The organism is Pseudomonas sp. H1_D04, assembly GCF_054683855.1.
In genome coordinates this window covers 6,329,568-6,346,934 of sequence record NZ_CP162826.1, presented here as the reverse complement: position 1 = coordinate 6,346,934, position 17,367 = coordinate 6,329,568, and the positions used below count along the sequence as shown (strand labels likewise).

Below are 17,367 nucleotides of genomic sequence, written 5' to 3'. Positions count from 1 at the left end.
GACTGCGCCAACTCGGCGAATGTGCGCTTGGAGGCATTCAAAGAGGGTATGCGCTTCTACTTTGAAACCCTGGTTTCCCGGTTGAGGCTCAGTGCAACGAATTCGTCCTTCCGGTTGATGGGCACCAGGACAGGTCGCATGGGTGGGTCAAAGCTGCGCGTGAGGTGAGCCAATAAGCGCGGATAACGATACCCGCGGACTGATGTACTCGACGGGGGCACGCCAGGGCGTGCGACAACGACCCTAACTACCGATGTCACTCAGTGGCAAACCGCTGCCTTTTTATCCGGTACATATCACCGTCTGCATGGCTAAGCAGCGTATCGGCGTCCTCTCCGTCCGCCGGATAGCACGCCACGCCGACACTGCAGGACGGCATTTGTACCCCGTCAAATTCAGCGCTCAACGGCTCGGCCATGACCGCGAGGATTTGCGCCACCCTCTCCGCGATAGCGTCCTTCGACGGCACATCGGTCAGCAGTACGGTGAATTCATCACCGCCCATCCGTGCCACCAAGTCACTCTCGCGTACGCAACGTTCCAACCGTCGAGCAATCACACACAGCACGCGATCGCCCATGGCATGGCCATGCACATCGTTGATGCCCTTGAAGTCATTGATATCCAGAAACAGCAGCGCCAGGGTGCTGTTGTGAGTCTGTGCGGCGTGCAGGGCCTGGTTCAGTTGATCATTGAACAACGACCGGTTGGTCAGCGCTGTCAGTGGGTCATGATGGGCGAGGAAGCGTAGTTCCTCTTCGGCTTTGGTAAGGGCTGTCACGTCCCTGGCGACCCCGATCCGTGCGCCCACCTCCTTGGACCAGAAAGCTGCCCACAGGATGTGCACGATACTGCCGTCCTTGCGGATATAGCGGTTGCGAAAGTCGACATGGGGTTTGCCATTCATCACCCGGACAATCGAGGCCCGCGTGCGTGGCAGGTCTTCAGGGTGCATGTAATGGGTGATCAGAGTGCCGGTCAGTTCTTCTGCACGGTAGCCGAGCAATGCCTCGCAGGCATCGCTCACAAACACAATCTGGTTTTCACTGTCGACGACAAACACCGTATCCAGCATCAGGTGGATAAGTTTGGGATAGAGAGCTTGCAGGTCTACGGGCATGATGCATCGGGTATCCGGTTCATATCTGCCGATCATAGCCCGATCATGAAGGGCGGCGGCGAGCAATTCTGCTAATTTTCAGTGCCCTCTGCGGCTTTTCATCTCACACGGTCATTGCCTTGCGGCACACATCCAAAATTTCATCCGCCAATGGCGAGTCATCGGGACAGGCCCGGGATAACACCACGGCGCCGACCGCATGGGCGAACCGGTTGATCATCTGTTCCCGAGCGTCCTTATCCAGCTCGGCAGCGTCCTGCTGAAGGGCGGCCAATGCGTTTTCGATGCCTTCGGCGAACGTTGCCTTTACCGTTTGCGATTGACGCGCCGCGTCCCCGCACAGGGCCGACATCGTGCAACCCTGGCCGGGGGCATCACGGTGCTCTCTGGATATGTAGCGATTGAAGAACTCATCGGCGCCCAGCCCGGCGCTGTTGGTCAGCGATTGGGACAGCCCGTTTGCGGCGGCTTCAGCCATTAAGTCGGCTTTGGACCCGAAATGCTTGTAGAACCCGCCATGGGTGAACCCGGCTTCTGCCATCAGGTCTGCCACGCCGACACCGTCATAGCCGCGCTCACGGAACAATCTGGAGGCCGTTTCGACGATGTGCGCGCGGTTTAACTGCACTTGTGCCTTGCTGACCCTCATACCTTTACCCTCGCTGGTGACGACTGTTTTCGGTGCTCACTATACATTGATGTCAATCAACATCAAAACCATTGACGGATAAGATTATGATCGACATCATAAACCCCGCCACACTCAATCATCGTTAATCCAGAGAGCACAGTCATGACGAACGCTTCTTCTATCCTGATTACCGGCGCGTCCAGCGGCATTGGCGCCACCTATGCCGAGCGCTTCGCCCAGCGCGGCCACAACCTGGTACTGGTCGCCCGCGACAAGGCGCGGCTGGAAGCGCTGGCGGCGCGCTTGCGCCAGGAACACGGTGTGGATGTCGACGTGCTACAGGCCGACCTCACCCAGGAGGCGGACTTGGCTGTGGTCGAAGCGCGCCTGCGCGATGACACGCGCATCGGTGTGCTGATCAACAACGCCGGCGCGGCCCAGACGGGAGACTTCCTGGCGCAGACGGGCGAGAGCATCGAGCAACTGATCGCGCTGAACGTCACCTCGCTGACGCGACTCGCTCGCGCAGTCGCACCGAGGTTGGTGCAGGCCGGCGAGGGGGCAATCGTGAATATTGGCTCGGTGGTTGGTCTGGCGCCGGAGTTGGGAATGACGCTGTATGGCGCGACCAAAGCGTTCGTGCAATTCCTTTCCCAGGGCATGAGCATTGAGCTCTCTGGCAAAGGCGTTTATGTGCAAGCGGTGTTGCCGGCAGCCACCCGTACGGAAATCTGGGAGCGCTCGGGCATCGACATCAACACGCTGCCAGAGGTCATGGATGTGGGTGAACTGGTGGATGCCGCACTGGTCGGTTTTGACCGGCGTGAACTCGTGACCATCCCGCCACTGCATGACGCCGCGCGCTGGGACGGTCTTCAGTCCGCGCGTCAGGGCTTGTTGTCGGAGCTGCGTCAGGCTCGCGCTGCTGAGCGCTATCGCCCACAGTAACGGGTGCGTGTTTGAGTCCACGGCGCAGGCTTTGGCCTATGGGGACGCGGGGCGGGCTAAAGGGAAGGTTGTCGTACAACTGAATGCGCTATGATGGGCATTCATTCGCCAACCGAGATACCTGTTCTTGATGGACAACCCGAACGTCCAGCCCACCGTTCGCCGCCGGCACCGCAGTCTGGCTGAAGAATTGGTCACCGAGCTTTCCCGGCGCATTTGCAGCGGGGAGCTCCCGCGAGCAACCAAGCTGCCTACCGAATCTGAAGTGATGGCCGAGCACGGTGTGAGTCGCACCGTGGTGCGCGAGGCCATTTCGCGTCTGCAAGCGTCTGGCCTGGTGGAAACGCGGCACGGCGTCGGCACGTTTGTGAAGGATATTCCCAGCCCCAGCGGATTTCGAATTGACCCTGACACCATCGTCACCTTGCAGGACGTGCTGGCAGTGCTGGAGTTGCGCATCTGTCTGGAAGTAGAAGCTGCCGGTCTGGCCTGCCTGGGTCGCACCGACCAGCAATTGCAGGTGATGCGCGACTCGCTGGACGCGCTGAATTCGCGGGCGGTGAGTGCCGACTACGCGGTATCGGCGGACTTCCAGTTTCACCAGCAGATCGCGCTGGCCACCGGCAATCGCTACTTCACCGACATCATGTTGCACCTGGGGGTCAACATCCTGCCGCGTACGCGCCTGCACTCAAAACGCTTGGCCAACGCTAACAAAGAACCTTACCTGGAGCGCCTGAGCCGCGAGCACGAGGATATCTACAAAGCCATCCTGCGCCGTGACGCAGACGCCGCTCGCGCCGCGATGCGCCTGCACTTGTCCAACAGTCGCGAGCGTATGCGCCGGGCCTATGAAGCCGCTGCCGCTGAATTGTCGAACGGCCCCGCTGCGGTGAACGCGCCGCCCTGAAGTCGGCCACCGGGCTCATCCGCCGATGGTTGCGGTTGCTGCTCGACCTTGGCGCGAAAGGGTTCCGAGCTGTCCTGCGGCGCAAAGCCTAGGTGCTCGGCGTGCCGATTGCTCCACCAGCGCTCCTTATTGTCCGAAACGCCATACACCACACTGTGCCCCACATCCTTGGCCAGCAGGGCGCGGGCCACCAGGTGATCGAGGTCCGCGTAACTCAGCCAGGTGTGCAGCATCCGCCGGTTGCGCGGTTCGGGGAACGACGAGCCGATGCGCAAGCTCACGGTTTCAATCCCGTATCGATGAAAGTAGAACGCCGCCAGGTCTTCGCCGTACGCCTTGGAAAGCGCGTAGTAACCATCCGGGCGGCGCTGTGCGTGCACATCCAGTTCAACGTCTTGAGGGTAAAAACCGGTGACGTGATTGGAGCTGGCGAACACAACCCGTTTGACGCCCTGTTGTCGCGCCGCCTCGTAAATGTGGAAGGTGCCGCGAATATTGGCGTCGAGAATTTCTTCGAACGGCCGCTCCACTGAAATCCCGCCCAAATGCACGATCGCGTCAACGCCGTCGACCAGCGCCGCCACGGCAGCCTTGTCGGCCAGGTTGCACTGGATCACTTCGTCGTGTTCACCCGCGCTGGGCGCCATCGCGCTGATGTCCGAGGCGCGCACGATGTGGGCATGGGCCTGCAAGGTTTCCCGCAGGATCTGCCCCAGGCCGCCGGCGGCGCCGGTGAGCAAAATGCGGGTGAAGGGTTTGGGTTGTGTGGTCATGGTCAGGTCTTCCATTGAGCGCTGAATGCAAAGCGATTGCCTGGCGAGCGATGCGCGTTCGCCAGGCAAGTCGCGGGGAGGGGGCTTTACATGAAGTTGTATTGAACGCCCAAGCGCCACCGCGCCTGACGGTCTTCTGAGGTGGAGTTGACCTTCACATCACCAATCTCCATGAACGGTGCCCATTCCTTGGTGAGCTTGTATTTGACGATCAGGTTCTGTTCGTAATCGCTCTTCTTGTTGTCGTAGCGGATGTAGTCAGTCTTGAAATAGATGAACTGATATTCGTACGCCCACTTACTGGCCGGTGTGTAGCCGAGCCAGCCCTCGAAACGATGGGTGGTCTGGTCATCCTTGATGTGATCGGGCAAATCCTCGTTGACCTGATCGCGGTCCAGCTTCTTGGTGTCCAGGCGATAGCGCGTGGCGGCGTAGAAGGCGTCGTTGATCTTGTAGTTGTACTTGAGACCCAGCTTGTAGGTGGTCGAGTCCTTCGAGCTGTCCATCTGGAACGCGGGGGTCAACGTCGATTGCGGGCTGAGCTTGTAGTTGTAGCTGACGGTGAACTCATGCCCGTTGTTGACCATGTTGTCGTACGCGACATCTTCACGGTCCCCGGCTGTGCGGTATTTCATCTCCGCTTCAAATCCCAGGCCACTGTCCAGACGGTAGTTGAGCTTGATTCGATCAGCGTGGGCGCTGTCTTCCTCGGTGAACTGGTGGCGGTAGTTGATGCTGGCAGAGTCAGCGCTGACGTAGAGCGGCAGGCTGAAGGTCAGGGCAGTAACGAGCGTGCGTAGGGTGGTGTTCATACGGTCTTCTTTTTTGTTTTTGTTAGGGTCGTTTGACGGTTGCTACGGCAATACGTTGTTGCGTGTGGCTCTCATCTAAGGTGCCGATATACGTTATCGTACGACAAGATGACTCGTCTACCGCCCATCGATCGTTTTGAAACACTTTGAAACATATGTCCCCGGCGAATAGGGCTTTACAGCAATCTTCGTTATTCCTTAGTTGTCTTTAAAAATAGGGGTTTTACGGCGTTTCACGTGAAAATCAGTGAATGGCGGGGCAGGTTATTGGGTCTTTTCAAGTGTTGTACGATGACCTATGATCGGTCGCAACAGACGACATTCCTGTCTCAAATCCAATAAGAAGGCTTAAGACGTCCATGAGAATCACAGCAGTCAACGTCCAGGTATTTTCCTACCCGACCCGCCGCGCAGTGGACAGCGCCGGCCATGCTCACCCCGGTGATGTCACCCAGGCGCAGATGGCTTTGCTGCGCATCCAGACTGAAGACGGCCAGGAGGGTTTTGCATTCGGCGCCCCTGAATTGATCCGCCCTTATGTGTTGGATGGGTTCGTGCGCAAAGTGCTGGTGGGGCAGAACGCCTTTGATCGCGAAAAGATCTGGCAAGATCTCGCCCATTGGCAGCGTGGCAGTGCCAGCCAACTGACCGACCGCGCCTTAGCCTTGGTTGAGCAGGCTCTGTGGGATTGGGCAGGACGCAAACTCGGCGTGCCAGTGCACAAGTTGATCGGTGGTTTCCGCGACAAGGTGCCGGCCTACGGCTCGACCATGTGTGGCGACGAACTGCCCGGCGGCCTCGCAACCCCCGAAGACTACGGCCGCTTTGCCGAGACCCTGGTGCAGCGTGGCTACAAGGCAATCAAGCTGCACACCTGGATGCCGCCGGTGTCCTTCGCGCCAAGCCCGCGCATCGACGTCAAGGCTTGCGCTGCTGTGCGTGAGGCGGTGGGCCCGGACATCGCGTTGATGCTCGACGGTTACCACTGGTACAGCCGCACCGAGGCGCTGTACATCGGTCGCGAGCTGGAGAAACTCGACTTCGCCTGGTTCGAAGAACCGATGATGGAAGAGTCAGCCGAGTCCTATGCCTGGCTCGCGGGGCAACTGGATATTCCGGTGCTCGGCCCGGAAACCCTGTCCGGCAAACACCTCGCCCGCGCCAGTTGGGTCAAGCACGATGTGTGCGATATCTTGCGTGCCGGTGTCGCGGGCGTCGGTGGTATTGCGCCGTGCCTGAAGGTCGCGCACCTGGCCGAATCGTTTGGCATGGACTGCGAAATTCACGGCAACGGCGCCGCCAACCTGGCGGTGGTCGGTGCGATCAAGAACTGCACCTGGTACGAGCGTGGCCTGCTCCACCCGTACCTGGATTACGACGAAGTACCGGCCTACCTCAATCGCTTGGTGGACCCGATGGACAGCGACGGTTTTGTGCACCTGTCCGACTTGCCGGGCCTGGGCGAAGACATCGATTTCAACTACATCGAGACCAATACGCTTAAAAGCTTCTGACGTTTACACGGTCAGTCCGGCATGCGTCGGGCTGATCAAGAGCCCTATAAATATAAAAAAGGCACTCTTGTTATGAGCATTTTCCCTTCGCTGTGGGCGCGGGTGTTCGTCGCCGCGCTGGCCGTTACCGCCGTACCGGCAAGCTTTGCCAAAACGCCGGCCGATCAACTGATCGTCGGCATGAGCATGATCAACCTGTTGTCCCTCGACCCAGCTGCCGCCACGGGTCTGGATGTGTCGGAAATCAACGCCAACCTGTATGACATGTTGCTGGTGCAGGACGTCGCCCAACCAGACCGACTGGTGCCAGCGCTGGCCGAGCGCTGGCAGGTCAGTGAGGACCGCAAGACCCTGACCTTTAACCTGCGCACCGGGGTGAAGTTCCAGTCCGGCAATGACTTGAGCGCCGAAGACGTTGCCTGGTCGCTGCACCGGGTGCTCAAGCTCAACCTCGCACTCGCTTCCACCTGGAAGGCCTACGGCTTCACCGCCGAAAACGTCGAGCGCTACATGCGCGCCACGGACCCCACCACCTTCGTGATCGAACTGCCAAGGCCGACCGACCCGCTGCTGGTGCTCAACACCCTGGCGACCTCGCCCAGTGCGTTCATCCTCGACCGCAAAAAAGTCCTCGAACACCAGAAGGGCAGTGACATGGGCGCCGCCTGGCTGGTGACTCACGCGGCCGGCAGTGGCGCATTCGTGCTCAATGACTGGCGTGCCAACGACGTGATCCTGATGACGCGCTTCGATGGTTACTGGGGCGGCCCGGCCAAGCTCAAGCGCATCGTGATGCGCAACATGACCGAGTCGCAGTCATTGCGACTGATGATCGAGCGCGGTGACCTGGATATCGCCAAAGGCATGTCCGCGCCGGACATCGAAGCCCTGCAGAAAAGCGACAAAGTACGCACCCAGACCCTGCAACGCGGCACCTTGTATTACGTGGCCCTGAGTGTGAAGCAGCCAATGTTCGCCGACGCCCGTGTGCGCAAGGCCGTGCGCTCGCTGATCGATTACCAGGGCATCAACCAGACGGTCATGCCCCATTACGGCGTGATCAACCAGCGGCCGCTGCCATTGGGCCTGGCCGCGCGCCTGCCGGACCCGGGCTACAAGCTCAACGTCGAGCAGGCCAAAGCCTTACTGGCTGAAGCCGGTTACCCGAACGGCTTCAAGACCACCATCCGCGTGCTGGCCGAACCGCCGTTTATCAACATCGCCTCCAACCTGCAATCGACCCTGGCCCAGGCCGGCATCGAAGCCAGCATCATCACCGGCACTGGTAACCAGATCTACGGCGCCATGCGCGAGCGCACGTTCGACATCATCGTCGGTCGCGGCGGTGGCGGGGCGGAGCGGCATCCCCATTCCAGCCTGCGCACCCTGGTGTACAACCCGGATAACCGCGATGAAGCCAAGCTCACCAACTTCCAGGGCTGGCGCACATCGTTCTACAGCCCTGAGTTGAACCAGTTGATTGAGAGCGCGGAAGTCGAGCCGGATGCCGGTAAGCAACTGACTCAGTACCGCGAGATTCAGGAGCAGGTCGATCAACAGGTCGGAGCCATTTTGCCGGTCTCGCAGATGACCGACACCGTGGTGGTGTACACCGACGTGGCCGACTTCCAGGGCCATACCGCTGCGACCACGCGCTACAAAGACGTCTACAAAAAGCGCTGATCGATTTACCAGGAGCTCACTATGTTTGTTATGACTGCCTCTGTCATGGGCGCTCGCGCTTCCAATACCCTGCGGCGCGCCAGCACCGTGTTGGTGACGTTGCTCGGCCTGTTGGCGCTGACCTTTATCATCGGCCGGGTCATGCCGCTTGACCCCGTGCTGGCGGTAGTCGGGCCGGATGCCGACAGCTCCACCTACGACCAGGTGTACCGGTCGATGGGCCTGGACAAGCCGATCTGGACCCAATTCGGCCTTTACCTCAATGACCTGCTCCACGGTGATTTCGGCAACGCGTTGCTGACGGGTCACCCGGTGCTGGATGACATCCTGCGCGTGTTCCCGGCGACCATCGAACTGGCCACTCTGGCGATTCTGTTCGGCGTGTTGATCGGCTTGCCGCTGGGCGTGTGTGCGGCGAGCAACCAAGGGCGGCTCGGCGATCATGTGGCGCGGGTAATCACCTTGTTCGGTTACTCCACGCCGATTTTCTGGCTGGGCATGATGGGCCTGCTCGTGTTCTACGCCTGGCTCGGCTGGGCGGGCGGCGCGGGGCGCATCGACCTGGCCTACGACGGCATGGTGCCCGAAGTCACCGGCCTGTTGCTGATCGACACATCGCTCGCCCGCGACTGGGAAGCCTTCGCCAGCGCCCTGCGGCATATCGTGTTGCCGGCGCTGATTTTGGGCCTGAACTCGGTGGCGTACATCAGCCGCATGACCCGCAGCTTCATGCTTGAGCAGTTGTCCCAGGAGTACATCATCACCGCGCGGGTCAAGGGTTTGTCCCGTCGCCAAGTGGTGTGGGGGCATGCGTTTCGCAACATCCTCGTGCAGTTGCTCACCGTCGTTGCACTGGCCTATGGCTCGCTGCTGGAAGGCGCAGTGCTGATCGAAACCGTATTCGCCTGGCCGGGATTCGGCCAATACCTCACCAGCAGCCTGATGCTTGGCGACATGAATGCGGTGATGGGCTGCGTGCTGGTGATCGGCTTGATTTTTGTCGCGCTCAACCTGATCAGCGATGCCTTGTACAAGGTGTTTGATCCGCGCACCCGTTAATGCGTCGCGCAGTACCGATAAAACTATAAGAAGAAGGAATTTTTCATGACATTTTCGAAACTGCACCTTGGCCTGCTGACCGCTGTGCTCGCGCTTGGCCCGATGACCCTGGCCAACGCCAAGACCCCGGCCGATCAACTGATCGTCGGCATGAGCATGGTCAACCTGTTTTCCATCGACCCGGCCAACGCGCCCGGCCTGGATGCGTCCGGCGTCAACGCCAATCTTTACGACACACTGATCAAGCGTGACCAGGGTAACCCGGAAAAACACCTGCCACAGTTGGCCGAACGTTGGGACATCAGCGAGGACGGCAAGCGGGTAACGTTTCATCTGCGCCAGGACGTGAAATTCCATTCGGGCAACCCGCTGACCGCCGAAGACGTGGCGTGGTCGCTGTACCGCGTGATGAAGCTCAACTTCGGCCTGGCCACCACCTGGAAGGCCTACGGCTACAGCGTTGAGAATATCCAATCGCTGATCCGCGCCACGGACGCCCACACCCTGGTCATCGACCTGCCGCAGACCATGGACCCGCTGCTGCTGGTGGATTCCCTGGCGATCTCCCCGAGCGCTGTGGTAGTGGACCGCAAGACCGCCCTGGCCCATGAAAAAAACGGCGACCTCGGCGCCGGTTGGTTGGTGACGAACGAGGCGGGCAGTGGCCCCTTCGTGCTGACCAAATGGAGCGCCAACGATTCCCTGTTGCTGACCCGTTTCGACGGCTACTGGGGCGGCGCGGCCAAGCTCAAGCGCGTGGTGGTGCGGCACATGACCGAATCCCAGTCCCTGCGCTTGATGCTCGAACGCGGTGACCTCGACCTGGCCTACGGCATGGCCGCGCCGGACATTCGCGCCATCGACGGCTCGGACAAGATCCAAGTGCAGTCGCTGCCGCGCGGCACCATGTACTACGTCGCCATGAGCATGAAACAACCGGAATTCGCCAAGCCCAAGGTGCGTGAAGCGGTGCGCAACCTGATCGACTACAAGGGCCTGGACCAACAAGTGATGCCGTATTACGGAACGCTCAACCAGCAGCCGATGCAACTGGGTCTGGAAGCACGCCTGCCGGATCCGGGCTATCACATGGACGTGGCCAAGGCGAAAGCCCTGCTGACTGAGGCGGGTTACCCCGAGGGGTTCAACACCACCATCCGCACGCTGTCGGAACCGCCGTTCATTGATATCGCTGCGCGCCTGCAAGCGACCCTGGCCGAAGGCGGGATCAAGGCCAGCATCGTCACCGGCACGGGTAACCAGGTGTACGGCGCGATGCGCGCGCGCAATTTCGAGATCATCGTGGCCAGGGGCGCCGAGCGTTACCCGCACCCGTATTTCAGCCTGCGCACCTTTGCCTACAACCCCAACAACAGCGACGACGCCGGCCTGCCGAACTTCCAGGGCTGGCGCGCTTCGTTCTTCAGCCCGCAGATCAACACCCTGATCGACCAGGCCGGCGTGACGCGTGATTCGGCGCAGCGGGTCAGCCTGTATCACCAGGCGCAAACCCTCTACGACCAGCAAGTGGGGCCGATCCTGATGATTTCGCAGATGACCGACACCGTGGTCAGCGCTGCCGACGTCAAGGGCTTCACCGGTGACGATGCCGAGGCCACCCGTTACCTGGGTGTCTACAAGCAGCGTTGAGTGCTTCCAGAATTCACACAGAGAAGATGCTTATGAATGCCAATCTTTCTTCCATCGAATCGGCGACGAAGCGCCCGGTGGACCGCTCGCCAGGCTCCAGCTTTGATGCCTTTTGCAAGAGTGGCCTGCGGGTGCTGCGTCACCTGCTGCGTAACCCTATGACCCTGGCGGGCCTGCTGGTGGCGCTGCTGTTGGTGGTGGTCGCGGCCTTTGCACCGTGGATCGCTACCCATGATCCGGTGGTGCAGAACCTCGCCGGCGCGTTGCAGGCACCGGGTTCGGCGCATTGGTTCGGCACCGATGAATATGGCCGGGATATTTTCAGCCGGCTGGTCTACGGCTCGCGGATCACGCTGTACATCATCGCCCTGGTCACAGTGATCGTAGGGCCTATCGGGCTGTTTATCGGCACCGTGTCGGGCTACTTCGGCGGTGCGGTCGATACCGTGTTCATGCGCCTGACCGATATCTTCATCTCCTTCCCCAGCCTGGTCCTGGCACTGGCGTTTATCGCGGCCCTCGGCCCTGGCCTGGAGCACGCGGTGGTGGCGATTGCATTGACCTCCTGGCCGCCGATTGCGCGGCTGGCGCGGGCCGAAACCTTGTCCCTGCGCAACGCTGATTTCGTCGTCGCAGTGGAGCTGCAAGGCGCGTCGCCGGCGCGGATTATCCTGCGCCATATCGTGCCGATGTGCCTGTCCTCGGTGATCATCCGCCTGACCATGAACATGGCCGGGATCATCCTCACCGCTGCCGCTTTGGGCTTTCTCGGCCTGGGTGCCCAGGCGCCGCTGCCGGAGTGGGGCGCCATGATTTCGACCGGCCGTCGCTACATGCTCGAATGCTGGTGGCTGGTGGCGGTTCCAGGGGCAGCGATCATGCTGGTCAGCTTGGCCTTCAACCTGTTGGGCGATGGCCTGCGGGACATCCTTGATCCGCGCAGCGAATAATCGGAGGAACACCTGATGTCCGCCATCAAACTGAATGTCGAAGGGCTTAACGTGCGCTTCGTCAGTGGCCAGAAAGAAACCCACGCCGTGCGCGATGTGTCCTTTACCTTGGGCCGGGAAAAACTCGCGATTGTCGGTGAGTCCGGCTCCGGCAAATCCACCGTGGGTCGCAGCCTGCTGAAGCTGCATCCGCCCAGCGCCAAAATCACCGCCAAGGCCATGGCGTTTGGCGAGGTCGACCTGTTGTCGGCCAGTGAAAAAGCCATGCAGAAGATCCGCGGCCAGCGCATCTCGATGATCATGCAAGACCCCAAGTACTCGCTGAACCCGGTGGTCAAGGTCGGCGATCAGATCGCCGAAGCCTACCTGGCCCACCACAAGGCCAGCCGCAGTGATGCGCGAGAGCGCGTGTTGCAAATGCTGGAGCAGGTGCATATCCGCGACCCGCAGCGCGTCTATAACCTGTATCCCCATGAAGTCTCCGGCGGCATGGGGCAGCGCATCATGATCGCGATGATGGTGATCACCCGTCCGGAAGTGATCATCGCCGACGAGCCCACCTCGGCGCTGGATGTCTCGGTGCGCCAGCAAGTGCTCAACGTGCTGGAAGAGTTGGTGGACCAGCAGCAGATGGGGCTGATCTTCGTCAGTCACGACCTCAACCTGGTGCGCAACTACTGCGACCGCGTGCTGGTGATGTACGCCGGGCGCGTCGTCGAATCCCTGGCCGCCTGCGACCTGCAGTACGCCGAACATCCCTATACCCGTGGCTTGCTGGCCGCGCTGCCGAGCATGGACAACCGCCGCGTGCACTTGCCGGTGCTCAAGCGCGATCCTCTCTGGCTGACTCAATAAGGAACCTGACCATGCCCATGATCCAAGCGCACGCCTTGAACCTGAGCTTCGGCACAGGCGCTGCCATCAACCAAGTGCTGCACGATGTAAGCCTGAGTGTCGCCGACGGTGAATCGTTCGGTCTGGTGGGGGAGTCCGGTTCGGGCAAGACCACCGTACTGCGCTGCCTGGCCGGGCAATACCGGCATTGGAGTGGCGAGCTGAGCATTGCTGGCGCGCCGCTGCAGCACAAGATTCCCAAGGAGCATTTTCGCAAAGTGCAGATGGTCTTCCAGGACCCCTACGGCTCGCTGCATCCCAGGCACACCATCGACACGGCGTTGCGTGAGCCGCTGATTATCCATGGGGTAGGGGACAAGGACGACCGCATCAACGAGATCCTGCTCAAGGTCGGCCTGAACGACAGTTTTCGCTTTCGCTATCCGCACCAGCTCTCCGGCGGCCAGCGCCAGCGTGTGGCGATCGCGCGCGCTTTGATTCTGGAGCCGCGGGTACTGCTGCTGGATGAGCCGACCTCGGCGCTGGATGTCTCGGTCCAGGCCGAGATCCTCAACCTGCTGGCGGACCTGCGCCAGCGCGAGAAACTCACCTACCTACTGGTCACCCATGACCTGGGTGTAGTCACTCACTTGTGCGATCGGGTGGCGGTGATGCAGCACGGCAAGATCGTGGAATTGCTCGACTGCCAGGCCCTGAGCCAGGATCAGGCGGCGCACGATTACACGCGCATGCTGGTGCAGGCCAGCCGCGACTTCAGTCAGGAGTCTGAGCGGCGGCGTGTGGGATAAACGTTTAGTCATCGTACAACATGGCTTTTCTCGATTGATGTTATTTTTTAGATAGGTATCTATTTCATTGGGTTAAATGGCAGTTTTCTCAAGATAGGCACTTATAGGGTAGCTTTACTATTTTTGTAGTTGTACGATGACTTACCTCTTAAGGTATTCCATCCAAATTTCGAACAAAGGTTTGTGAACATGACGCCACAAGAACTAAAAACAGTCCTGTCTTCCGGCTTGCTCTCCTTCCCGGTTACCGACTTTGATGCCGCTGGCGACTTCCGCGCCGACACCTACGCACGCCGCCTGGAATGGCTGGCACCTTACGGCGCCAGTGCGCTGTTCGCGGCAGGGGGTACCGGGGAGTTCTTCTCTCTGGAGCCCAAGGAATACACGCAGATCATCAAGACCGCCGTGGACACTTGCAAAGGCCAGGTGCCGATCCTCGCCGGTGCCGGTGGCCCTACGCGCCAAGCGATTGCCTACGCCCAAGAAGCTGAGCGCTTGGGCGCTGCCGGCATCTTGCTGATGCCTCATTACCTCACCGAAGCCAGCCAGAAAGGGTTGGTGGCCCATGTTGAGCAGGTGTGCAACTCGGTGGATTTCGGTGTGGTGGTGTACAACCGCAACCTGTGTCGCCTCAACGCCGACAGCCTGGAACAACTGGCCGAACGCTGCCCGAACCTGATTGGTTTCAAGGACGGCATTGGTGAAGTCGAATCCATGGTCAGCATCCGCCGTCGCCTGGGCGACCGCCTGACCTACCTCGGTGGTCTGCCGACTGCCGAAGTCTATGCCGCCGCCTACAAAGCCCTCGGCGTGCCGGTTTACTCCTCGGCGGTGTTCAACTTCATCCCGAAAACCGCGATGGACTTCTACCGCGCCGTGGCCGCCGACGACCACGCCACCGTAGGCCGTTTGATCGATGATTTCTTCCTGCCGTACCTGGCGATTCGTAACCGCTGTGAAGGCTATGGCGTGAGCATCGTCAAGGCCGGTGCTCGCCTGGTTGGCCACGACGCCGGCCCGGTACGCGCGCCACTGACCGATCTGCTGCCCGATGAAGTGGAGCAACTGGCGGTGCTGATCAAGTCCCTCGGCGCTCAATAAAACCTTGGTCGGCGGCGCCCTGATGGCGCCGCTGTCCGGTCTGCCTGCAAGGAGTCCACCATGCCCCATTGCATCATCGACTGCCCCGCGACCCTGGCCCAGCGCGTCGGCGAACAACGTCTGCTCGCCACCGTGCATGACGCCCTCGACGGGTTCGGCGTGTTCAAACCCGGCGACATTAAAGTGCGCCTCAACGGCTTCACCCATTATCGCTGCGGCACCACTCAAGACGACTTCGTGCACGTGGCCCTGTATCTGTTCGCGGGGCGCACGGCCGAACAACAACGCAGCCTCGCCTCGGCGACACTCGCCGCCCTGGTTGAATTGCTGCCACAGGTCGAAGCACTGTCCATGGACGTGCGCGAAATGCCCCGAGAAACCTTCATCAACCGCAGCCAATACCTCGAAGAGTCCGGGCGACCGATGTAGCCCTCAACGTTAATACCGGCAAAAACAAGGAGAACAACATGCCGTATCAACCCTCGCAAAAATCCTCAGCGCGTTGCGCACTGGCCTTCATCGCCCTGGGTTGCAGCCCGCTGTCCTGGGCGCTGCAGGCACCGTCGAAAGTGCAAGTCCCGACCCTGGCTTATGACGACCAGCACATCATCCTGGTCTGGGAAAAACCCGCTGATCATGCCGGCATCAAGGATTACCGGGTGTACGCCAACGGCACCTTGCTGGGCAGTGCCAACGCCAACAACGATCAGGTGTCACCGGCCAAGCCCTACATCGACCAGTTCTACCGCCAGGACACGGCCAATTTCCACCATCGCATCGGCATTCACAGCTACACCGCCCAAGGCCTGAAGCCCGACACGGCCTACCGTTTCACCGTGCGTTCGGTGGATGGCAACGGCAAGGAGTCGGCAGACAGTGCCCCCGTGCAGCAACGCACCACCAAGGTCGCGGCCCTGTTTGACGTGAAAAAGTACGGCGCCAAGGGCGATGGCAATCAACTCGATACCCTGGCAATCCAGAGCGCCATTGATGCCTGCACCCCAGGCTGCAAAGTCCTGCTGCCTAAAGGCACCTACAAAAGCGGTGCGCTCTACCTCAAGAGCAACATGACCCTGGAGATCGCCGAAGGGGCGACCCTGCTCGGCTCAGAGCGCGCCGAAGATTACCCGTTGGCTGGTTACATCCAATACCCGTATTCCACCACCGTACGCCCGGCCTCGCTGATCAACGCGTTGCCCCGCGATCCGCGCCAGCATCAGTCATTTGAAAACATCCGCATCGTCGGTAAGGGAACCCTCGACGGCAATGGCTGGAAGCGCAACGCCGATGTCGTCGATGAGCGTGGCCAGGCACTGCCGTTTTACCTGCCCAGCGACAACACCCGCTATGCCCAGGACGGCCTGCTTGCCAAGGCCCAGGTGGAGCAAGCCGTCGCTCGCGGCATGAATGTGAAGGACGCGTATGGGCAAATGCGCTCCTCGCTGATCACCCTGCGTAACGTCAAGAACGTGTTCTACGGCGGCTTCACCGTGGTGAACCCGGCGTTCCACGGCATCATGAACCTGGAGACCGAAAACGTGGTGCTGGCCAACACCACCCACAAGACCTACGACGCCAACAACGGCGACGGCATCGAGTTTGCCAACAGCAAGGGCGCGATGGTCTTCAACAACTTCTTCGACACCGGCGACGACTGCGTCAACTTCGCCGCCGGCACCGGTGCGAATGCCGTGCACCAGCCGCCCCAGGAAGACGCGTGGATTTTCAACAACTACTTCCGCAAGGGCCACGGCATGGTGGTGGCCGGCAGTCATACCGGTGCGTGGATCCAGAACATCCTGGCTGAAGACAACGTCTCCGACGGCACTGATGCCGGGTTGCGTATGAAGAGCACCAACTTCATGGGCGGCGGCGCGCGCAACGTTATCTTCCGTGATTCGGCGATTCGCAACACGGTCAAGCAGGCGTTCATCTTCACCCTCGACTACAACGACCCGAACGCCAAACTCGATTATCAGCGCTCCACGATTGCCGGGCAGTTCAGGGACATCCGTGTGAGTGACGTCAGTGTGGAAAATGCCCAGGGCGCGGCGATCGAGGTCAAGGGCGATGCCGCGCATAATGCCTATCATCAGGGGTTGGTGTTCGAGCGTGTGCGCTTCAGCGGCGCGGCCAAGGCGCGTATTGATGGGCTGAAAGATTCACGCTTCGAGCGTGTGGTGTTCAGTCAGACCGGTGGTGGCAATCCGTGGCAGGTGAGTGGTAGCCAGGGACTGGTGTTCAAGGACGTGGAGCCGACGCCCTAAACGTACGTAGCAGTGTGGGCAACGGTGCCACTGCGGATCAAAAGCCAGAGCGCGGTGGCCTTGGCGCCGACCGGTTTCTTAAGTCGAACTCCGTCCAAATGTGGAGGGGGCTTGCCCCCGATGGCAGTGTGTCAGTCACCGATGATTAGCTGACACTCACTCATCGGGGGCAAGCCCCCTCCCACATTTTGATTTCCGTAGATCAGATAGACCTCGCTTTGCTCAGGCTTTGGCGCGCGGGAGACGAAGAACGAAGCTCGGCTGCATGCATGAGAAAGCTGCGTTAATCGCCAGCGGCTGTGCTCA

Annotated in this window: 16 protein-coding genes; 12 read left to right on the top strand and 4 right to left on the bottom strand. The window is 60.4% G+C overall.

The window, feature by feature from the left end; all coding sequences use genetic code 11:
- Positions 1–256: 256 nt before the first annotated feature.
- Both AB4N82_RS29145 and AB4N82_RS29140 read right to left on the bottom strand, forming a co-directional pair.
- Positions 257–1,120 (bottom strand): sensor domain-containing diguanylate cyclase, encoded by an 864-nt coding sequence (locus tag AB4N82_RS29145; protein WP_032885553.1) that lies wholly within the window; start codon positions 1,118–1,120, stop codon positions 257–259.
- Between the two features lie 103 nt (positions 1,121–1,223).
- Positions 1,224–1,769 carry a TetR/AcrR family transcriptional regulator gene (locus tag AB4N82_RS29140; protein WP_095186414.1) on the bottom strand — a complete coding sequence of 182 codons (546 nt, stop codon included), beginning with the start codon at positions 1,767–1,769 and terminating at the stop codon, positions 1,224–1,226.
- Positions 1,770–1,913: 144 nt separating this feature from the next.
- Here AB4N82_RS29140 and AB4N82_RS29135 point away from each other — a divergent pair, with 144 nt between their 5' ends.
- Positions 1,914–2,699, top strand: coding sequence for an SDR family NAD(P)-dependent oxidoreductase (locus AB4N82_RS29135; RefSeq protein WP_099603321.1), 786 nt, complete (start codon positions 1,914–1,916; stop codon positions 2,697–2,699).
- A 130-nt stretch (positions 2,700–2,829) separates the two neighbouring features.
- Entirely contained in the window at positions 2,830–3,609 is a 780-nt protein-coding gene (locus AB4N82_RS29130) for a FadR/GntR family transcriptional regulator (RefSeq protein ID WP_032885483.1), read from the top strand.
- On the opposite strand, the gene AB4N82_RS29125 is transcribed toward AB4N82_RS29130, so the two are convergent.
- Positions 3,549–4,382 carry an NAD-dependent epimerase/dehydratase family protein gene (locus AB4N82_RS29125; RefSeq protein WP_095186447.1) on the bottom strand — a complete coding sequence of 278 codons (834 nt, stop codon included), beginning with the start codon at positions 4,380–4,382 and terminating at the stop codon, positions 3,549–3,551. The two genes, AB4N82_RS29130 and AB4N82_RS29125, sit on opposite strands and share 61 nt — an antisense overlap.
- 86 nt (positions 4,383–4,468) lie before the next feature.
- A complete protein-coding gene (locus AB4N82_RS29120; RefSeq protein WP_032885482.1) occupies positions 4,469–5,194 on the bottom strand; it encodes an oligogalacturonate-specific porin KdgM family protein in 726 nt (241 codons plus the stop codon).
- A 359-nt stretch (positions 5,195–5,553) separates the two neighbouring features.
- Between AB4N82_RS29120 and AB4N82_RS29115 the strand changes: the two genes are divergently transcribed.
- The 10 genes from AB4N82_RS29115 to AB4N82_RS29070 all read left to right on the top strand — a co-directional run bounded on the left by AB4N82_RS29115 (position 5,554) and on the right by AB4N82_RS29070 (position 17,061).
- Positions 5,554–6,708: a mandelate racemase family protein gene (locus tag AB4N82_RS29115; protein ID WP_032885481.1), complete on the top strand. Its 1,155-nt coding sequence runs from the start codon at positions 5,554–5,556 to the stop codon at positions 6,706–6,708.
- A 72-nt stretch (positions 6,709–6,780) separates the two neighbouring features.
- Positions 6,781–8,391, top strand: coding sequence for an ABC transporter substrate-binding protein (locus AB4N82_RS29110; RefSeq protein ID WP_032885480.1), 1,611 nt, complete (start codon positions 6,781–6,783; stop codon positions 8,389–8,391).
- A gap of 45 nt (positions 8,392–8,436) precedes the next feature.
- Complete coding sequence (locus AB4N82_RS29105) at positions 8,437–9,450, top strand: ABC transporter permease (RefSeq protein ID WP_371260689.1); 1,014 nt, start codon at positions 8,437–8,439, stop codon at positions 9,448–9,450.
- Between the two features lie 45 nt (positions 9,451–9,495).
- Positions 9,496–11,100, top strand: coding sequence for an ABC transporter substrate-binding protein (locus AB4N82_RS29100; RefSeq protein WP_122764068.1), 1,605 nt, complete (start codon positions 9,496–9,498; stop codon positions 11,098–11,100).
- Between the two features lie 32 nt (positions 11,101–11,132).
- The gene (locus AB4N82_RS29095; protein ID WP_122764069.1) at positions 11,133–12,050 is read left to right on the top strand and encodes an ABC transporter permease; all 918 of its coding nucleotides are present in this window, start codon (positions 11,133–11,135) and stop codon (positions 12,048–12,050) included.
- A 15-nt stretch (positions 12,051–12,065) separates the two neighbouring features.
- A complete protein-coding gene (locus AB4N82_RS29090; protein ID WP_032885474.1) occupies positions 12,066–12,905 on the top strand; it encodes an ABC transporter ATP-binding protein in 840 nt (279 codons plus the stop codon).
- Between the two features lie 11 nt (positions 12,906–12,916).
- Complete coding sequence (locus AB4N82_RS29085) at positions 12,917–13,693, top strand: ABC transporter ATP-binding protein (RefSeq protein WP_032885473.1); 777 nt, start codon at positions 12,917–12,919, stop codon at positions 13,691–13,693.
- Between the two features lie 189 nt (positions 13,694–13,882).
- The gene (gene kdgD, locus AB4N82_RS29080) at positions 13,883–14,794 is read left to right on the top strand and encodes a 5-dehydro-4-deoxyglucarate dehydratase (protein ID WP_032885472.1); all 912 of its coding nucleotides are present in this window, start codon (positions 13,883–13,885) and stop codon (positions 14,792–14,794) included.
- 60 nt (positions 14,795–14,854) lie between these two features.
- Positions 14,855–15,223 (top strand): 5-carboxymethyl-2-hydroxymuconate Delta-isomerase, encoded by a 369-nt coding sequence (locus AB4N82_RS29075; RefSeq protein ID WP_099603323.1) that lies wholly within the window; start codon positions 14,855–14,857, stop codon positions 15,221–15,223.
- Positions 15,224–15,261: 38 nt separating this feature from the next.
- Entirely contained in the window at positions 15,262–17,061 is a 1,800-nt protein-coding gene (locus AB4N82_RS29070) for a glycosyl hydrolase family 28 protein (protein WP_122764070.1), read from the top strand.
- Positions 17,062–17,367: the final 306 nt, after the last annotated feature.